Genomic DNA, 18,631 nt, shown 5'->3' with positions numbered 1-18,631 from the left:
GTACTAAAAGAAGCAATACCACTATGAGAGATGATAGCGAACGCTTGCGGGATATTTTAGAAGCAATTGAGCGTTTAGAAAAGTATGCTCGACAGGGAAAAACCCTGTTTGAACAACAAGAATTAATTCAAACTTGGATTGTCTATCATTTACAAATTATTGGTGAAGCAGCTAGAGCAACTTCTCAAGAATTTAAAGCAAGACATCCCGAAGTTCCTTGGCGAGATGCCAGCGATCTAAGAAACTTAACTATTCATGAATATTTTCGTATCAATCTAGAGATTATTTGGGATATTGTTGAAAATGACATTCCTCCTCTAAAAGGACAAATCGAAGCTATTTTACAGGAATTGATTTGACGAAACCCAACTCAATTATTAAAAAATGTTGGGTTTCACTATCGTTCAACCCAACCTAGGATAAGATCATTGACTATCATTGCTATCATTTAAATGGTTGAGAATACAATACCACTCTCAAACGGATGTCGTCTATGGCAGATTTAATCGTCCGCAATATCGATGAAGCCATCGTCAAAGCTCTCAAAAAGCGAGCCAGCCAACACGGGATCAGTGCCGAAGCCGAACACCGCCAAATCTTAGAAAAAGCCTTGCTGCAACCGCAACGAAAATCCCTAGCAGAGGTGCTACGCCAGATTCCCAACGTTGGCAACGATTCAGACTTTGATCGCGTTCAAGATGACACAGCCAAACCAGTATTTGATTGATACTAAGTAGGTAGGCGTTAAAAATTATCAGACACCCCCGTTATCAAAGGGGGATTAAAGGCAAAATCCATTTTTAATTTAATTATAACCAGCTACTTATATCTAACTTATTAGAAACGACTAGATAAAATTTTTCTGAACAGCACAAATACTCGGAGATTTTTTGATGTCTTTAACTTATCGCTGTCAACTACAGAATCGCTTGATTACCCTGACGCAAGAAATGGCCGACAGTGGCGAAGCGAAAGTATGGCACACTAACTTTAATGGGTACTTAGCGAAAATCTACCACAATCCCCATAATGAAAGGGTTGATAAATTACAGTTAATGGTGAGAAATCGTCCCAGTGATCCTAACGCTCATCTTAACCATATTTCCTTCGCTTGGCCCTATTCTATCTTGGAAGATAAACAGGGAAAAGTCGTTGGTTTTTTAATGCCAGAAGTGGTGGGTTCAGAAACATTATTAAAGCTTTGTACGCCCATAATGAGAAGAAAATACAAGTTAGAAACTAATTGGTATTTTCTTCATGTAGTAGCGCGGAATATAGCCGCTATTATCCAAGCAATTCACCTTAAAGGTTATGTTTTGGGAGACATCAAGCTAGAAAATATCTTAGTGAATAATCGGGCGTTGCCTACAATTATTGATACAGATTCATTTCAAGTACCAGATCCCTATAGCGGTAAAATATATCGGTGTTTAGTTGGCTCAGAAGGATTTACACCGGCGGAATTAATCGGAGTGAATATAGCAGATGTAGATCAAACAGAAGTGCATGATCGCTTTCGATTAGGAGTTGTTATTTATTATCTATTATTTAGCGGGCCGCCGTTTCGGGGATTGTGGCAAGGAGGAGGGGATTCCCTGGAACAGTCGGAACTAATTCGACGGGGACTATGGCCTTTTTCTGGTGATAAATTGCTTGTACCTAGTAATACTACCATACCATTAAATATTTTACATCCCGACTTACACGCCTTATTTTTGCGCTGTTTCAATGAGGGACATAAATTCCCCCACAGACGACCGACGGCTAAGGAATGGTGCGATACTTTGGAAGCTGCACGACAAGAGGTTATACGCTGTGGCAAAGTTGATAATCATTACTACAGTCGCCGTTACGGAAAGTGTTATTGGTGTGAGCGATTTAGTGATTTAAATTTTGATATTTTTCCGGGTAAAAGTATCGCTACTGTGACATCTACACCGTTACCTAAAGTAGCGCCACCACCGCCCTCTTCGCCACCACCTCCCCCAGCAAAGCTAACTCTATTTACCGAAAACCTACCCAATGGAGTAACACTGGAGATGGTAGGCTTACCAGCAGGTCAATTTCTCATGGGATCTCCTGACAGTGATCCCGATGCTGAAAGTGATGAAAAGCCTCAACACCAGGTTAAAGTCAACAGTTTTGCGATCGGGAAATATCCAGTGACTCAGGCACAATATCAAGCGGTAATGGGAACCAATCCCTCTTATTTTAAAAACAATCCCCAAAATCCGGTAGAACAGGTTAATTGGAACGACGCTCAAGCCTTTTGTCAGAAATTGAGTCAAATAACCGGGAAAACCTATCGCCTACCGACAGAAGCGGAATGGGAATATGCCTGTCGTGCGGGGACTACTACTCGCTTTTATTTTGGTGATGATGCTAATCAGTTAGGAGATTATGCTTGGTATAAAGGAAATTCTCAGCAGACAACTCATCCTGTGGGTCAGAAAAGGCCCAATGGTTGGGGACTCTATGACATGAGTGGCAATGTTTGGGAGTGGTGCGAGGACGATTGGCACGATAACTATATCGGAGCGCCAAAGGATGGCAGTGCTTGGCTGACAAATGATAATGATTATCAAATAGTGCGGGGCGGTTCTTGGTACAACAGTCCTTCTTTCTGCCGTTCTGCTTACCGCAACGGCAACCCCCGCCGCGACGGCAACAACTACGACCTCGGTTTTCGGGTGGTGTGCGGTGCTGGGAGGACTCTGTAACCCTTATTTTCTTTTTTCCTTTTTTACCCTTTTTTACTTTTTCTCTTTTTCTCTTTTTCCCGCCCTTAGGCGGGTGGATTTTTTTTTGAGATTTTCTAGGGTGCGTCCCAGGCAGCTTTTGCCTTTTTGAAAGCAGCCCGTAGTTGGGTTGACGACTGTTACTCAACACCCTCGGAACCAAGATTAAATAGGGTATGATGGACGTTGGATAGATTTTCTCCTATTGCCGTGAGCGAAAGCGTCTATATTGAAACCAGTATCTTAGGCTACCTAACTGCTCGACCCAGCAGAGATATTATTGTGGCGGCTAATATTGAGATAACGAGGGAATGGTGGGAATTTCGTCGAAACGACTTTATTCTGTACACTTCCGAGGCTGTCCTAGAGGAAGTAACTAAAGGAGATACAGCGATCGCCTCCGAAAGGCTGGATATTTTGCGTGATTTTCCCTTGTTAGCATTGAACGAAGCTGCACAAGGTTTGGCTAAACAATTCTTAACCCGCAGTAATCTGCCTCCAAAAGCGAAAGTTGACGCGATCCACATTGCCGCCGCAACTGTCCACGGTATGGATTATCTGTTAACGTGGAACTGTAAGCATATTGCTAATGCTCAAATTCAGAGAAAATTGGCAGAGATCAGCATTGATTTTGGATACGAGTTACCGATTCTTTGTACACCCAACGAACTGTTAGGAGGTTGATTATGTTTCATGATGAGATCGTCGAAGAGATCCACCGAATCCGTGAAGAGTATGCCAAGTCCTTCAACTATGACTTGGATGCAATCTTTGCAGATCTACGCAAGAAGCAAGCGGAAAGTGGCAGAGAAGTTGTCACCTTGTCGCGAAAACCCGGTCTAGCAAAACGTTGGAGCGGACGACCGAAAGATATTGGTGATGATACAATGGATACCAGTCGCCGCTCAAGTTAGAATGGGATGACGAAGTAAAAGCTTTTTCGGCAAATTGTCCCCAATTAAATTATCAACTTTAGAGCATTGCTGGCCTCAGATATCTTAGGGTCCGTCCTAGGCAGCTTTTGCCTTTTTGAAAGCAGTTTAATCTAATACTAAATCCGTTGAGTATAGGCTACATATCAGGAGGGGCAACAGGCAACAGGCAACAGGCAAAACGGAGAATAAATAATCAGTTTTTAATAAGCGGATTTAGTATCATCTCCTAAACTGCCTGATTCTGCTCAATGAGTAAATCAATCTCATCTTCATGAGCCGCCGCATATACCCAAGCATTGGCTAAATCCGTAGCTTTAATAAGTAGCTGGTTATAATTAAATTAAAAATGGATTTTAGGTTCGATCCCCCCTGCCCCCCTTGATAAGGGGGGTGCCGATAGGCGGGGGGATCCCCCCTTAATAAGGGGGGCATCTGATAATTTTTAACGCCTACCTACTTAGTCGGATAACTTGTTAATAAATCAGCATCACTATAACCAAGACGACGAGCTTCTACTAACACCCAAACTGGAATTCTTGTATTGGCAATGCAGGCTTGTCCGCCGCAAACTTTAGGGGTTTTCTCAATTCCCTGCCAATTACCACCAAGACTTTGAGCGAGTAACTGGATTACCTGCACTTTTTCCCTAGGTTTGAGGGCAAGAAGTTGCTCTTCTAACTCTTTGATGATCACAGGCTTAAATCCTCATACAGTTTTGACCAATTATCCCTAATCATTTTACCAGAAAATTTGTGTTGAAAACCTCCCACTATTCAGTTAACAGTGAACAGTTAACAGTTAGATTGAAACAAGCGAAATCCAAAATCAAACTAGGTGTTTTTTTGATTTCAATAATATGTCCTTTAGATGCACGGCAGCTTATTAAGTTATGATACTACAATGGCACTCTCGAAAAAACAGCGAAAAATTCTCGACCAAATCTTCGAGCAGCCCGTCCGGTCAGATGTTGTCTGGACGGATATCGAATCGCTGCTGGAGGCACTGGGAACAGAAATATCCGAAGGTAGGAGGTTGCGGGTGTGGGTAGCCCTTAAGGGAGTTAAAGCCGTCTTCCATCGCCCCCATCCTCGTCGGGAAACGGACAAGGGGGCTGTAGTATCAGTGAGGCGCTTTTTAAGCGAGGCAGGAGTGGAAAACGATGAAGTATAAAGGTTACGAAGCAGTAGTTTTTTTTGATGACGAGGCGGGTATCTTTTACGGTGAGGTGGCCAACGTCCGAGATGTTATCACTTTTCAGGGAGAGAGTGTAGCGGAATTGCAGCAGGCTTTTGCTGATTCAGTGGAAGATTACCTAGCTTTTTGTGCCGAGCGTGGGGAAAAGCCAGAAAAACCCTTTTCTGATAGTTTTCTGTCACAGCTAGACCGGAAATTACCCAACAAATTTAGCAATAGGTAGGTTGGTCCCTCGGAACGAAACCCAACCCAATTATTTAGGGTTTGCTGAAAAAGGCCTAGGGTGGGGTCAGGCAGAAGGCTCCGAGGCTGCGAGGCAGGAGTTTCAGGCTTTGTTGCCCTGCTTTTCTGTACCAGTTTGTGTACTACAAGGAAGATAATGCCGGTTTTTTGAAGGTCCCAATCCTATTTTCGCAGCAGTAACATCGGATTTTAACAGGTCAAAAGCCTTATTTTAAAAGGGTTTTACCATTATTCAGCAAGCCCTAATTATTAATTTTCCTGCATTTTTATGCTCACTTTGTTCTTTTCGCTCTTCTGCTCTGACACCAGATTTTTTGTTCTCGAGGATTTCTCGGTCTTTTTTCACCATTTCTTTTAAAGAGTAACTCCACCGTCCACGGGTAAAACCACACCTGTCATATAGGGGTTGATAATCAAACTCAATACTGCTAGGGCGACTTCTTCGGGTTGCCCTAAATGTTCGACAGGTAGGGCAGAAACCGCCCATTTGCTCAGGTCGGAGCGTTCCGAATCACCTTGACTGGTCCAGATGCTTGTATCTTCTATTAATCCGGGGGCAACAACGTTAACGCGAATAGGAGCGAGTTCTAGGGCGAGGGCGCGTCCAAATACGGCTACAGCACTATTAGCGGCGGCTATGACGGAAATTCCGCCCATTTTGGAATATTTGAACATAGTGACGCTGGATGTCAGGGTAATAGAACCGTCCTTGGCCAAAGTTTTCAGGGAGCCACGCACTGCTAAAAAGGTTCCCCAGAATTTCTCCATACCTCCCCGGGCCGTTTCTGCGGTCATTTCGGTTAATAAGGCTCGCGGCATATTTCTGTCTCCGAGAGAGGTGACTACTAAATGGTCAAAGTTGCCAATTTCTGCAAAAAAGGCATTAACAGAATCTTCTTCTAAAAAATTAACAGTTTTGGCTTCAATCTCCCCGGAAATTAGGGCAACAGCCGCAGCTAATTTCTCTTGAGAAGCATGGGAAAGCACCACTTTTGCCCCCAGGGAGAGCAATTTTTCGGCAATCGCTAGGTCAATCCCGGAGCTTGCACCAATAATAACGACTTTTTTACCCGATAAGGAATCAAACATTTTTTTGTCTCCAAAAATTCAAGAAAAACTGACAACTATTACAGTATATTGACTGGCTTTTGGGCAGCAACTAACCAATAAGTTATGGCCGAGGAACTTAGCAAATTATCCAGAGCCTTAATGTTTAAATTATAGGTTTCTTCGTCTAATTTTCCTGATTGAAATTCCTCTGTTAACCAAGACTTAAGATGGCGAAAATGTCTGAACCAGCACTCCTCCGTCACCTCGACAAATTGAACATCTTTAAACCCTGCCTGTTGATAAAGATTTTGATACTCTGCCCTATCTTTGACCGTGTTTGCTTGGGGAACTGTCCAATCTCCTAAAAGTTCTGTTGTGGCAAAACTCAGATCTGAGAGAATTAAGGTTCCCCCCGGCTTTAATACTCGCCAAGCTTCTTGTAAGAATTGCCGCCTAGTATTAAAATAAAAAGCCGCTTCTACACAAATAATTTGCTCAAAAGAATGATCAGCAAAATCCATCTCTACCGCGTCCATTAACAGAAATTTACCCTCGGGAAAATTCAAGAGACTTCTGGCAATTTGTGTCGGAGAAATGTTAATGCCCACAATTGCTGTCAATGGGTAATATTTGAGAAGATAATGAGTAGTTGCTCCTAAACCACAGCCAACATCAAGAATTGTTCCCTGTTTGTTGGGAATAAATTCTAAAAGTTTCTCCATCAGAGTAGAGGATGCTTCCTGTTGATCTTGGGTATGGGAGAGCCAATAACCGACATTAAAAAACTCTCTTTCACCATAAAACTCTCGAATCGAAGGACTACAAATTAAATCATCGAATCTACTAATCCATTCATTTTTATCCATTGTTAAACTCACTTAACTCTTTCGGCAAAAACTACATTAGTCTAACACGATTGGGCTTAGTAGAACCCACTTTCCGCACTTCTTAACATTCAATTGATAATTTTTACTAATATATTGCTTACAATCCTTTGCCAGTAAAGATTATAGCTACAATCATAGATTTTTATCAAGGTGAAGAATTGCAAATTTTTTTCTCAGAAAAAATCAATTATTGAAATTTTTCTCAATAGTAGTTTCTACAATCAAGGTTTTTCGTCAAAACATCTTGGGAAATGTAAAAATATATAAAAGTATATGAAGATGTGCGGAATGTCGGCTGTTAAGGCACTATGCTGAATCATATTGTTTTTTAACACACAGAGTTGTCATGCCTAATTTTTCGCACACTTGTAACAGTATTAACTACGACCCTGACAGCACAATCCTGAGTGCTGAGTGCCAAGCTCGCGATGGAGAATGGCTCCCCACCGAACTGACGCTTAGTGACCATATCGGTAATATAGATGGGGAATTGCAGTTCGGGGATCAAAACTTCCAAGAAACCTGCCAAGATTGTCACCTTGAGTTCGGGGATGGAGAGCAATACGTATGGTTGGTGTGTACTTGTGAAACAAGGGATGGGAAATGGAACCCTACGCAAATACTGTTAGACAGTCAGATCGATAATAACGATAGCCAACTGGAAATTGGATAGGGTAGGGGAGGACGCAAGAAATCTAGGATTCCGCTATCTGTTGGGTAGGAAACCTACACTTACCCGCAAGAGAAGTGTAGGTAGTTCACCAAGTATTTGACTTGAGTAAGACGGCAATATATGTTACTATCGCAAGGTAATCGCAGCTAGCTTGAAAAAGCTGCCACTAAAAACTAGGAATGACCATGAATTATCCCAAGACCGAACAAAGTAAAGCAATCCCCTTCTTTGCTCGTTTTTTATCTGTGGACCAAGACGAGGCTCCGACTCCTGATTCCCCCCCCGATTCTGAACCGGCTCCCGTTTGGACTTGGAAATGGCCTTCTGACTGGGAAGATAGTTAATTAATTTAAAGATTGCTTTCAGTAATTCAGACAGAAATAAACTACCGCCATAAGTCAAGCAGGAGTAAGATTTATGGCGGTTTTTTGTTGTATTTAGGGTTTGCTAAACAAGTCAATTGACCAGTGGAGGCAGCAGTGCTTAGTCAAGTTAAAACTACTCTTCAGCAATTTCGACTTCTTTGGGAGCTACAGGTTCTTCGGTAGCAATTTCTACTTCAATAGCCTTTTTCAGGTTAAGTTTTAGAACTTGAGAAATTGGCAAACCTTCCACCTCATTGATGAGATATTCTTGAGTTTCTGTTTCACGACGTTTGAGATAGACCGTTTTAAGCAGTGCCTCAATGCCATAACGCGTAACAATGTCGCCAATAATGGTAGAGAGGCCTAAGACCCCAAGTCCACCAATTAGTCCCAGCGGACCGCCTAACCCAAAAAGTGCGTAAATCATCGGATAGGCAGTACCACCGGATGCGGCAACAGCAATAATGAAAATAATGCCGGGGAGTCCCAGAGAAGCAAGTTTTTGAACAACTTCATCCAGAGAAATTCCCCAGGAGACAAGTTTTTTGTTGATTTCTGTGGGATTAATTCCGAGAAAATCATTGGGAATGGCCGTTTCAGTAGTTTCCGTCATTGATGAGACTCCTAAAATCACTAAGTTGGATTGGTTGGTCGGGATTTCAGTCATATAAAATCCATGGTAAGGCAAAAGAATACAAATTGGCTGTCTAGCAATCAGATGCCTTGCAGCATTTTACATTAGTCTTACCGTTCACACAACTTGTAGAAAATCGTCAGTTCTTAGATTAAATCCTGTTTAAAAGATAGATGAGATTGGGGAGAAAAAATTGATAACTGAGTTTTTAAAGTTGAATTGGCAGTTAACCATAGTCTTAAAAACGGATTTGGTATCAAATCTCAAGGCAAACTTTTAACTCTTCGGCTAAAATCTGGACATGGGGTTCCACCATAATCGAGACATGATTTCCTAGGACGAAATGAATCTCAACTGGCTCTGTAGAAAATTCACTCCAGCCTAAAGAGGAATCCTCGCAATCTCCAGCTATTAAATCTTTATTTGGATCATCAGATAATTCCTCACTGGCCCGTATAATCGTAATTTTACCCGGATAAGTCTGTTTAGGGAGATAATCAATCAGGCATAAACAGCTAGTTTTATAGGCTTGGACAATTTTTGCAAGCTGCCTAGTTTCCGCATTGGGAGGAAGCATATTAGCCAGTTTAAAAAAGTTTAAGGCGTATTTTAATTGTTCCTCCACTGTTAAGAGTTGAAGAGTTTCATAGGAAATATCGATGGTTTTATCTAAATAAACTTCGATACCTTTGCTGACTTCAGCTAACCACCGCGCATGATCCCAATTAATATAATCAAGCAAAATTTGTTTGTCTTTATAAGTGGGTGCTGAAGAATCAATGATTGCTAGTAATGCCACTTGTTCACCCTGATTAACCAACTGTTGAGCCATTTCAAAAGCCACATTACCACCGTAGGAATGTCCTCCCAAAAAGTAGGGTCCTTGGGGTTGTAAATCCTGCATGGCTTTAAGATAAATACTGGCTATATCCTCAATGCGAGTGATTTCTCCAAACTGTTGATAGAGATCATTTTCAAAACTGTAGAAAGGTTGATCTTTTCCTAAATAACGTCCTAAATGGTAAAAATAAAATGGTCGTCCCCCGGCCCCAGGGACACAGAAGAAAGGCGGCTTTGAACCATGAGGTTGAATGGGAACAAAATAAGACTGATTAGATGGATCTAAACCGGTTTTAATAATAGTCGCTAACTGTTCAATAGTTGGGTTTTGAAACAGTGTTGTTACGGCAATTTCTTCGCCCAACTGTTCCTTAATTTGAGTTATTAAATAAGGAGCCAACAGGGAATGACCACCGAGATCAAAAAAGTTATCCTGCACGCTAACTTTGTCAATTTTTAGCACTTTTGACCAAATTTGTACTAGGCTTAATTCTAACTGATTACGCGCTTCAATAAATCTGTCTGAATCACTGGGGTTACTAGGAGCTTTTAACGCACGGCGATCAATTTTTCCGTTAGCTGTTAAAGGGAAAAACTCCAGCAGCACAAACGCACCAGGAACCATATAACCGGGCAATTTATGGCTAAGAAATTGACGCAAATCGCCACTTGTTAGCTTTACTCCTAGCTTAGGTACAATATAGGCAACTAATTGTTTTTCCCCCGGATTGTCTTCACGAACAATCACACAAGAAGACTGTACCGCCTGATTTTGACTAAGTACAGACTCAATTTCCCCCAATTCAATGCGAAAACCGCGAATTTTCACCTGATTGTCAATCCGCCCAATATATTCAATATTACCATCAGGCAAATAACGGGCTAAATCTCCCGTTTTATAAAGGGTATCCCCTGCCAAAAAGGGATTAGAAATAAACTTTTCACAGGTTAAAGCTAACTGATTTAAATATCCCCTGGCAACACTCGCTCCTCCCACATGAATTTCCCCAGAAACTCCAACTGGCACTGGTTGTAAATTGCGATCAAGTAAGTAAACTTTTCTGTCTCCAATGGGTTTCCCAATCGGAATAGAAGCTAGATTTTCATCTAGTTGTTTAGAAATAGGATAACAACAGGTAAATACAGTACATTCTGATGGGCCATAACCATTAATAATTTGGGTTTTAGGTAATAAGGCTAAACCGCGACGAATATGAGCAACAGACAGAGTTTCTCCACCAGTTATTAGTTGTTTAACACCTAATAAAGATTCTGGCATTGTGTCAATCATTAGATTAAATAAAGCGCAAGTTAGCCAGAGAATGTTTACCCCTTCTTCTTTTATAATTTTACTCAGGTTTTCAGGGGTAATAACATTACCAGGATAAAGCACACAACGCCCTCCAAAAAGTAAGGGAGTCCATAATTCTAGGGTTAAAGCATCCCAAGAAATTGAAGAATGTTGTAGCCAAATTTGGTGAGCATCAAGCTGGACATAATCCACTCCAAATATAAAACCGATGATGTTACGATGGACGACTTCCGTTCCTTTGGGGGTTCCCGTCGAACCTGATGTATAGATAATGTAGGCTAAGTTGTTTGGAGTAACTTTACTTGCGATATTTTCTGGCGAATATTGGGTAATACTTTCCCATTTTGAATCAATATCTATCAGCCTTTGACTGTTATTAACTGGGAGTCGATCAGATAAATGGTTTTGAGTGAGGATAATAGGACATTGTACATTTTCGAGCATGAAAGCCAATCTTTCTGATGGATAAGCAATATCTAGAGGAACATAAGCTCCCCCTGCTTTAAGAATGGCTAAAATTGCTATTACCATTAAAGGAGACCTTTCAATACAAACCCCGATCTTGTCCTCTAATTTAAGCTCCAAAGATTGCAAATAATGGGCTAATTGATTTGCACGACTATTCAATTCAGCGTAAGTCAGTTGTTGACCTTCAAAAACCACTGCTACGGCATTGGGGGTGCGTTCTACCTGTTCCTCAAATAACTCATGAATACATTTATAATCGGAATAATCTGTTTGAGTTTCGTTGCACGATGCCAACAGTTGATCACGTTCCGCATCACTCAACATCGATAACTGAAAAATTCCCATATTGGGATTAGCTGTAATCGCAGTTAAGAGATTCTGAAAATGTTGCCCCATTTGGTTAATAGTGGGGGCAGCAAACAAATCCGTACTATAACACCAAACTGCCTCTAAACGATCAGAAACTTCCCAAAAATTTACCTCTAAATCAAATCGGGCTTTAAGCTCAACAGATAAAGGCAAACTCTCCATCTTTAAGCCAGATAAACTGGCCTCAGATTGGGGAGTATTTTGCAGTGAGAACATCACCTGTATCAAAGGATTATGACTTAAATCTCGGTTTAATTGTAATTTTTCTACTAACATTTCAAAAGGCAAATCTTGATGAGCATAAGCTGATAAAGTTGTTTGCTTTACTCGTTCTAATAAATCCAGAAAACTCGGATTTCCCGACATATCACCCCTTAAAGCCAAAGTATTGGCAAAAAAGCCCATTAATTTCTCAATTGCCGAACTATTACGATTAGCGATGGGAGAACCTACCAAAACATCTAATTGACCACTATAACGAGAAATTAGGACAAAAAAAGCCGCCAGTAAAGTCATAAATAGTGTTGCTCCTGACTCCTGACTTAACCTTTTGAGGCGTTGCGTTAAGTCTTGATTCAGGCGAAAAACCTGCCCATCACCCCGGAAACTAGGAATTGGAGGACGGGGATAATCCGTCGGCAATTCTAAAATAGTAGGTGCATCTTGTAACTGTTTTTGCCAGTAATTAAGTTGACGTTCTAAGACTTCACCGGTGAGCCATTGACGTTGCCATACGGCAAAATCGGCGTATTGAATCGATAATTCAGGGAGAGGGGAAGGCAACCCCCGGACAAAGGCCGCATAAAGTTGAGATAATTCACCAAAGAATATGCTCAAAGACCAACCATCGTAAATAATATGGTGCATCTTCAACAGCAATACATACTCTTGAGAACCCAGTTTAAGTAACTTAAATTGGACTAATGATTCCTTGGCTAGATTAAAGGGTTTTAAGGAGAAAGCAATCGCTATTTCTTGCAGATGTTCTGTTTGTTCATTCTTTGATAAACCTTGTAAATCTTCCAGGGGTAAACTTACGGTTGAAGGGGGAGCAATGCGCTGAATTGGTTGCCCTTCTACCATAGGAAAAGTGGTTCTTAAAATTTCATGACGGCGAATCAGTTCACTGAGACTTTGTTCTAAAGCTAATAGATTGAGGTTTCCTTCTAACCGTAAAGCGTCCAACAGATTATAGGAATGACTATCGGGAGAAAGTTGCTGCAGAAACCAGAGTCGTTGTTGAGCAAAAGAGAGGGGTAAATCCTGATCCCGTGACACGGGAATAATCTCTAAATCAACAGTATTAGTAGGGATTTTCGCCGCTCTTAAAAAGTCCAAAATTTCAGGTTTTTTGGCGGCGATTTCTTCTTTAATTTCTGGGGTCATAACCCCTTTGGGAGCCTGATAACGAAGTTTTTCGCCTTCCAGCCACAGTTTAATATCTAAACTATTCAAATAAGACAAAAATTCCACTACTTTCACTTACCAATTGCCTCCAAAAGTTGTTGTTTAATTAGGTCTAAATTACGAAGTTTGCTCTGAGGATGAAAAAGTCAATCAGATTGCTATTGACTAGGATCAATATTTGTCCTTTGCAGTTTTAGCCGTCTTGCTAAACTATTGAGAGCAGCTAAAACTTTAACTGTTTTCATAGTTCACCTTCCTCATAATCTTCTAAGGTTTCAGTCATAGCTGTTTCTCCCGGTGCAACGGTAAGAACTTCAATGATTTGGGCTAAATTAGCGATAGTTGGGTATTCCAGCAGATTTTGTAAAGACAATTCCACCGAGAAAAGATCGCGGGAACGGGAAATAACCTGAGTCGCTAACAAAGAATGTCCTCCCAATTCAAAGAAATTATCCTTAATTCCAATACGTTCGACCCCCAAAACTTCACTCCAAATTTGAGACATTTGAGTTTCAATCGGGGTACGAGGTGCGAGAAATCCCGTAGCTAAATTGCGTGTAGCTGTATCGGGTGTAGGCAAAGCCTGCCGATCTACTTTACCATTAGGAGTCAAAGGTAGGGTATTAAGCAAAACAAAAGCCTGGGGAACCATATAACTAGGTAGCTTTTGTTGGACAAATTCCCGCACCTGTGGCACTAACTTCTGGACTAATTTACCATATAGGGGATTATTCGTATAATCAGTCCAGGATTTGGGAATAATCGTCTCATCATCCCAAAAATTGGGGTATGGTTGTTGATCAACTTTACTTATTATCGGTTCTAGGATGGCATTCTGGCGACAGAAAACCACATCGAAAGAACCATCTTGACTACCTTCCCACCAACTGAGATGAACAGTGTAACCTAACTGTTCTCCCAGTTGCCACATTTGCTCAGGATTAATCCCTATCCCGCTATTTTTTGCTAACAATTGCCGCAATTCTCCCACCGTTTTTACCCCGGGAGAATTTTCTAAACAGTCTAAAATTTGTAGTGCCTTTTGTAATCGTTGATTGGGTACATCTCTGATACCTAAATATTCTGGTTGTTCCAGTTTCAATTTATCTTGCAGTTGCGCTAAAGAAAACCGATCCCGCTGCCAATTTAGCCAAGGAATTGTCGTTTTTTGCCCATCAGTATCCAGATATAAAGTAACATCATAGCGGAATTGGGTTAACTCATTGTCAGCCTGACCCCGTTTCGGGGCAATTTCTACCCAAGAAATTCGCGGAAAACGTTGTTTAAGCGCGATAAAGAACTGAGGTTCAATTAACAATTCTTCTTCGGTAGCTACACTTTGATTCACCTGTTTTTGCCATTGTTCAAGGGTTTTATTAGCTTCAGTGCGAGCTAACTGTACCGCCGCATGGTAAGGCTCTAGTAAGGACAAACTACGGATATCACCTAGGAAAATCTTACCCTGATCCGCAATCGTCTTGACTGCTCCTGCGATAACTTGTAATAGATAATCCACACTAGGGAAATACTGAACAACAGAGTTAATTACTACTCGATCAAAAGTAGCTTGGGGAATGCCGGTAAAATCATCGGCTGTTCGGTGTAATAATTTTACTTTGCCCTCTAAACCCTCAATTGTGCTACATAACTGTTCGAGGTTATTAATAGCAGCAGCGGAATAATCGGCTCCCCAATATTCCTCACAATGTTTCGCCACACGGAATAGCAATAATCCACTTCCGCAACCAATTTCTAACACTCGTTGCGGTGGTTGATTTCCTAAAATTCGGCTCACTGTCTGATCAACCCATTCCTGCATTTCTGCTGCGGGAATAGCTTGTCCCGTATAACTACTATTCCAACCACTAATATTAAAAGTGGGGTCTTCAATTTGAGGTTGGGGTTTACTGTAGGATTCTTCGTAAATCTTTTGCCAATCACTAACATATTCACTCTGCCATTGAGCAAGCTGTTGGGGCAATACTTGACCCTTGAGAGCCGGAACTAAGTAGGCTACCAAATTAGTATTAAGCTGATCATAATCATGATCACTTGCCTGATCAGCGCGAGCTATCACAACCGCTTCTTGTACTAGGGGATGTTGGCCCAAAACGGCTTCAATTTCCCCTAACTCGATACGGAAACCCCGCACTTTAACTTGGTTGTCAATCCGTCCCAGATATTCAATCTGACCATCGGGTAAATAACGGGCTAAATCTCCCGTTTTGTATAATTTTGACGGCTGCTCTCCCCCCTTATCAAGGGGGGTTAGGGGGGGATCAAGGGAGACAAACGGGTTAGAGATAAACTTCTCGGCGGTCAATTCTGGGCGATTCAGATAACCCCTGGCTAACCCCGCACCGCCAATATGTAATTCCCCAGCTACTCCGATAGGAACTGGTTGTAAATGAGGGTCTAAAATATAAATCTGCACATTGGGAAGCGGACGACCAATGGTTATTTTTTCATCGAAAGGCGTACATTTTGCGATCGTGGCACAAACACTTCCTTCGGTTGGCCCATAAGCGTTGAAAAAGTTTCGCCCCGCAGACCATTGTTTGATCAGTTCGGAAGAACAAGCTTCACCCCCGACAATTATTGTTTTTAACGTTGATAATTCGACTAAAGGCAAAACCGCCAAAGCTGATGGAGGTAAACTAATATGGGTAATGGCATAATCGCTTAATCGCTTAATTAAGGGCAGACCAGGCATTAGAGAGTCTTTTGTTGCTAAGAAAAGTGTTGACCCAGACCCAGACCCTAGTGCCATTAAGATTTCTGATATACAAACATCAAAGCTTAGGGAAACAAACTGGAGAACACGACTCTGAGAATAGACACCAAAAGTCTGAATTTGAGCTTGAGCGAGATTGCACAATCCTTTATGTTCTACCATCACCCCTTTAGGTTTACCCGTAGAACCAGAAGTATAAATCACATTAGCTAAATTAGAAGCTGTTACCTTCACCGTCAAATTATCCCAGTTCATTGGTTTAATTTCTGTCCAAATTTCAGCTAAAAATACAGTTTTAGCTTGATGATTTGGGAGTTTATCAATCAGGGAACTTTGGGTTAGTAATAAGGGTAATTGACTATCCTCTAACATAAATTGTAGGCGTTCTTGAGGATATTCTGGGTCAAGGGGTAGATAGGCAGCACCGGCTTTAAGGATGCCTATTAATGCCACAATCATGTCTAAAGAGCGCTCTACACATAAACCGACTATTACCTCGGTTTCTACACCTAAAGAGCGTAAATAGTGAGCTAGTTGATTGGCCCGACTATTTAATTCTGCATAGGTCAACTGTTGATTTTCAAAGACTACTGCTACTGCATCAGGGGTACGCGCTGCTTGTTCCTCGATCAATTGATGAATACACTTGTTATAGGAGTAATCAGCTTTTGTCTCATTCCAAACCTCTAATAGTTGATACTCTTCCTCTGGGGTTAATAAGGGTAGTGAAGCTACTGATTGACGGGGATTTTCCACAATTGCCGCCAACAAAGTCTTAAAATGATTCATCATACGGACAATAGTTTCAGCATCAAATAAATCCCTGTTATAAGAGCAAAAACCGCCTAATCCTTCCGGTGCATCCCAGAGGTAAACTTCTAAGTCAACCCTGACTGAATCAAATCCCGATGGTATCTCCTCAATGTTTACTCCGGGTAAATCCCAGGGAGAACTAGGAGCATTCTGAAGGGCAAAAACTATCTGTGTTAAAGGATTACGATCTAAATGGCGCTCAATTTGTAATTTTTCGACTAACATCTCGAAGGGTAAATCTTGATGGTCGTAAGCATCTTGAGTAGTTTGTCTGACCTGCGCGAGAAAATCCTCAAAGGTCGGGTCTTGAGATAAATCAAATCTTAACACTAAACTATTGACAAAAAAGCCAATTAACCCTTCAATTTCGGTGCGGTTACGGTTAGCAATTGGTGAACCAATTACCACATCTGTTTGTTGACTATAACGAGATAGTAACACAGCAAAACCCGCTAGTAATGTCATAAAGAGAGTGCTACCGGACTCTTGACTGAGTTTTTTCAGTTGTTGCGTTAGTTGACTATCTAGTTGCAGTCGCTCCGTCCCTCCGCGAAAGCTTTGGATTGCTGGCCGGGGACGGTCTGTGGGAAGTTGGTGTAGTAGGGGAATCCCGGTTAATTGTTGCTTCCAGTAGCTTAATTGACGGTCTAATACTTCATTAGTTAACCATTGACGCTGCCACAGGGCAAAGTCAGCATACTGTATTGATAAATCAGGTAAATCTGCTTTTGTCCCGGTGCAGAAACTTCGATAATAGACCGATAATTCGTCAACTAAAACACCTATTGACCAACCATCCGCCGCAATATGGTGAATGGCTAATAATAGTACATATTCCTCTGTCTTGACTTGCCATAATTTGACTCGTAATATTGACCCTGATTCGAGATCAAAGGGTTCGGATGCTGCTGCTAATAACAGGTTTTTTACCTGTTGCTCAGAATGGCTGAGGTTTTGCAGATTGACAACTGGTAAGGTGAAGGTTACATTAGAATCGATCGCTTGTATTGGTTTGTTATCTTTGAGCTTAAACTGAGTCCGTAGGGGTTCATGGCGTTGAATAATTGCCTGGAAAGCTTTTTCTAAGGCTTTAATATTGAGATTTCCCCGCAAACGCATCGTTAAATCAATAGTATAAGCCCCACTTTCTCCTTCTAATTGATTCACAAACCAGAGACGTTCCTGGGCCCAGGATAGGGGGATATCATCCTCTCGATTAACGGGTACAATTGATGGTAGTTTTAACCCTAAACCTGTTTGCAGTTCTTTTAAAATTACCGCACTTAACTGAGCAATGGTTGGGGATTCAAACAGATAACGCAAGGGAACAACAATCTCAAAGGTTTCCTGTAATCGAGAAATAACTTGAGTTGCCAACAGAGAATGTCCACCTAATTCAAAGAAATTATCCTCAATACTGACTCGTTTTAATTTCAGTACCTCAGCCCAAATCTGCGCCATTTTTTCTTCAATGGGGTTACGGGGAGCTATATATTCACCTTGGCTCTGTAAATCGGGAACAGGTAAAGCACGGCGGTCTATTTTGCCATTGGGAGTTAAGGGGAAAGTATCAAGAAGGACAAACGCAGTTGGAACCATATAATCAGGTAATTTTGCTCGCAAAAATTGCCGTATTTCGTTAATTGTCAGGTTGATTTCGGGTTGCGGTACAACGTAAGCAACTAAGCGTTTATCCCCTAGATTATCTTCACGAACAATCACACAAGAAGACTGTACCGCCTCATTTTGGTTGAGTAACGATTCAATTTCTCCTAATTCAATCCGAAAACCCCGAATCTTAACTTGATTGTCAATGCGTCCTAAATACTCAATATTACCATCGGGTAAATAACGCCCTAAGTCTCCCGTTTTATATAATTTTGACGGCTCATTGCCCCCCTTATTAAGGGGGGTTGGGGGGATCACTTCATCCTTCTCAAAAGGACTAGAAATAAACCTTTCCGTTGTT

The 18,631-nt window shown here is 41.4% G+C and carries 15 protein-coding genes; 9 read left to right on the top strand and 6 right to left on the bottom strand.

The genetic code is table 11. The annotated features are described in order from the left end of the window. Positions 1-23: 23 nt before the first annotated feature. The 5 genes from IM450_RS15200 to IM450_RS15180 all read left to right on the top strand — a co-directional run bounded on the left by IM450_RS15200 (position 24) and on the right by IM450_RS15180 (position 3,652). On the top strand, positions 24-359 hold the full coding sequence (locus IM450_RS15200; protein ID WP_002783557.1) for a HepT-like ribonuclease domain-containing protein: 336 nt from the start codon (positions 24-26) through the stop codon (positions 357-359). A gap of 134 nt (positions 360-493) precedes the next feature. Beyond that, positions 494-727, top strand: coding sequence for a FitA-like ribbon-helix-helix domain-containing protein (locus tag IM450_RS15195; protein WP_002783562.1), 234 nt, complete (start codon positions 494-496; stop codon positions 725-727). Between the two features lie 166 nt (positions 728-893). Beyond that, the gene (locus IM450_RS15190) at positions 894-2,720 is read left to right on the top strand and encodes an SUMF1/EgtB/PvdO family nonheme iron enzyme (RefSeq protein WP_287669667.1); all 1,827 of its coding nucleotides are present in this window, start codon (positions 894-896) and stop codon (positions 2,718-2,720) included. Between the two features lie 228 nt (positions 2,721-2,948). Next, positions 2,949-3,422, top strand: coding sequence for a type II toxin-antitoxin system VapC family toxin (locus IM450_RS15185; protein WP_043997957.1), 474 nt, complete (start codon positions 2,949-2,951; stop codon positions 3,420-3,422). Positions 3,423-3,424: 2 nt separating this feature from the next. After that, entirely contained in the window at positions 3,425-3,652 is a 228-nt protein-coding gene (locus tag IM450_RS15180; protein ID WP_004268635.1) for a hypothetical protein, read from the top strand. Between the two features lie 474 nt (positions 3,653-4,126). Here IM450_RS15180 and IM450_RS15175 read toward each other — a convergent pair whose 3' ends face one another. Then, entirely contained in the window at positions 4,127-4,366 is a 240-nt protein-coding gene (locus tag IM450_RS15175; protein ID WP_079209096.1) for a DUF433 domain-containing protein, read from the bottom strand. A gap of 207 nt (positions 4,367-4,573) precedes the next feature. Here IM450_RS15175 and IM450_RS15170 point away from each other — a divergent pair, with 207 nt between their 5' ends. Both IM450_RS15170 and IM450_RS15165 read left to right on the top strand, forming a co-directional pair. Continuing rightward, positions 4,574-4,843: a type II toxin-antitoxin system HicA family toxin gene (locus IM450_RS15170; RefSeq protein ID WP_287669664.1), complete on the top strand. Its 270-nt coding sequence runs from the start codon at positions 4,574-4,576 to the stop codon at positions 4,841-4,843. Next, positions 4,833-5,090, top strand: coding sequence for a type II toxin-antitoxin system HicB family antitoxin (locus tag IM450_RS15165; RefSeq protein WP_287669662.1), 258 nt, complete (start codon positions 4,833-4,835; stop codon positions 5,088-5,090). The genes IM450_RS15170 and IM450_RS15165 overlap by 11 nt, the downstream gene beginning before the upstream one ends. 374 nt (positions 5,091-5,464) lie before the next feature. On the opposite strand, the gene IM450_RS15160 is transcribed toward IM450_RS15165, so the two are convergent. Together IM450_RS15160 and IM450_RS15155 are read right to left on the bottom strand one after the other, a co-directional pair. Then, a complete protein-coding gene (locus tag IM450_RS15160) occupies positions 5,465-6,199 on the bottom strand; it encodes an SDR family oxidoreductase (RefSeq protein WP_287669660.1) in 735 nt (244 codons plus the stop codon). A 38-nt stretch (positions 6,200-6,237) separates the two neighbouring features. Continuing rightward, a complete protein-coding gene (locus IM450_RS15155) occupies positions 6,238-7,026 on the bottom strand; it encodes a class I SAM-dependent methyltransferase (protein WP_287669657.1) in 789 nt (262 codons plus the stop codon). Positions 7,027-7,393: 367 nt separating this feature from the next. Between IM450_RS15155 and IM450_RS15150 the strand changes: the two genes are divergently transcribed. Both IM450_RS15150 and IM450_RS15145 read left to right on the top strand, forming a co-directional pair. Beyond that, positions 7,394-7,720: a CVNH domain-containing protein gene (locus tag IM450_RS15150; RefSeq protein ID WP_287669654.1), complete on the top strand. Its 327-nt coding sequence runs from the start codon at positions 7,394-7,396 to the stop codon at positions 7,718-7,720. A gap of 185 nt (positions 7,721-7,905) precedes the next feature. Beyond that, on the top strand, positions 7,906-8,064 hold the full coding sequence (locus IM450_RS15145; protein WP_043997906.1) for a microviridin/marinostatin family tricyclic proteinase inhibitor: 159 nt from the start codon (positions 7,906-7,908) through the stop codon (positions 8,062-8,064). A 154-nt stretch (positions 8,065-8,218) separates the two neighbouring features. On the opposite strand, the gene IM450_RS15140 is transcribed toward IM450_RS15145, so the two are convergent. The 3 genes from IM450_RS15140 to IM450_RS15130 all read right to left on the bottom strand — a co-directional run. Then, positions 8,219-8,698, bottom strand: coding sequence for a hypothetical protein (locus IM450_RS15140; RefSeq protein WP_287669691.1), 480 nt, complete (start codon positions 8,696-8,698; stop codon positions 8,219-8,221). A gap of 277 nt (positions 8,699-8,975) precedes the next feature. Next, the gene (locus IM450_RS15135) at positions 8,976-13,190 is read right to left on the bottom strand and encodes an amino acid adenylation domain-containing protein (protein WP_287709530.1); all 4,215 of its coding nucleotides are present in this window, start codon (positions 13,188-13,190) and stop codon (positions 8,976-8,978) included. 166 nt (positions 13,191-13,356) lie between these two features. After that, a partial coding sequence (locus IM450_RS15130; RefSeq protein WP_287669651.1) for a non-ribosomal peptide synthetase occupies positions 13,357-18,631 on the bottom strand: 5,275 nt, incomplete at its 5' end.

It is taken from the genome of Microcystis sp. M083S1, assembly GCF_020246405.1.
Taxonomy (GTDB): domain Bacteria; phylum Cyanobacteriota; class Cyanobacteriia; order Cyanobacteriales; family Microcystaceae; genus Microcystis; species Microcystis aeruginosa_C.
The sequence above is the reverse complement of the archived record's forward strand: the minus strand, read 5'-3'. Positions and strand labels throughout refer to the sequence as shown.

Excerpts from the sequence above, each read along its gene's own strand:
- IM450_RS15200 (WP_002783557.1), top strand. The coding sequence starts at position 24 with ATGAGAGATGATAGCGAACGCTTGCGGGATATTTTAGAAGCAATTGAG.
- IM450_RS15195 (WP_002783562.1), top strand. The coding sequence starts at position 494 with ATGGCAGATTTAATCGTCCGCAATATCGATGAAGCCATCGTCAAAGCT.
- IM450_RS15190 (WP_287669667.1), top strand. The coding sequence starts at position 894 with ATGTCTTTAACTTATCGCTGTCAACTACAGAATCGCTTGATTACCCTG.
- IM450_RS15180 (WP_004268635.1), top strand. The coding sequence starts at position 3,425 with ATGTTTCATGATGAGATCGTCGAAGAGATCCACCGAATCCGTGAAGAG.
- IM450_RS15170 (WP_287669664.1), top strand. The coding sequence starts at position 4,574 with ATGGCACTCTCGAAAAAACAGCGAAAAATTCTCGACCAAATCTTCGAG.
- IM450_RS15165 (WP_287669662.1), top strand. The coding sequence starts at position 4,833 with ATGAAGTATAAAGGTTACGAAGCAGTAGTTTTTTTTGATGACGAGGCG.
- IM450_RS15160 (WP_287669660.1), bottom strand. The coding sequence starts at position 6,199 with ATGTTTGATTCCTTATCGGGTAAAAAAGTCGTTATTATTGGTGCAAGC.
- IM450_RS15155 (WP_287669657.1), bottom strand. The coding sequence starts at position 7,026 with ATGGATAAAAATGAATGGATTAGTAGATTCGATGATTTAATTTGTAGT.
- IM450_RS15150 (WP_287669654.1), top strand. The coding sequence starts at position 7,394 with ATGCCTAATTTTTCGCACACTTGTAACAGTATTAACTACGACCCTGAC.
- IM450_RS15145 (WP_043997906.1), top strand. The coding sequence starts at position 7,906 with ATGAATTATCCCAAGACCGAACAAAGTAAAGCAATCCCCTTCTTTGCT.
- IM450_RS15140 (WP_287669691.1), bottom strand. The coding sequence starts at position 8,698 with ATGACGGAAACTACTGAAACGGCCATTCCCAATGATTTTCTCGGAATT.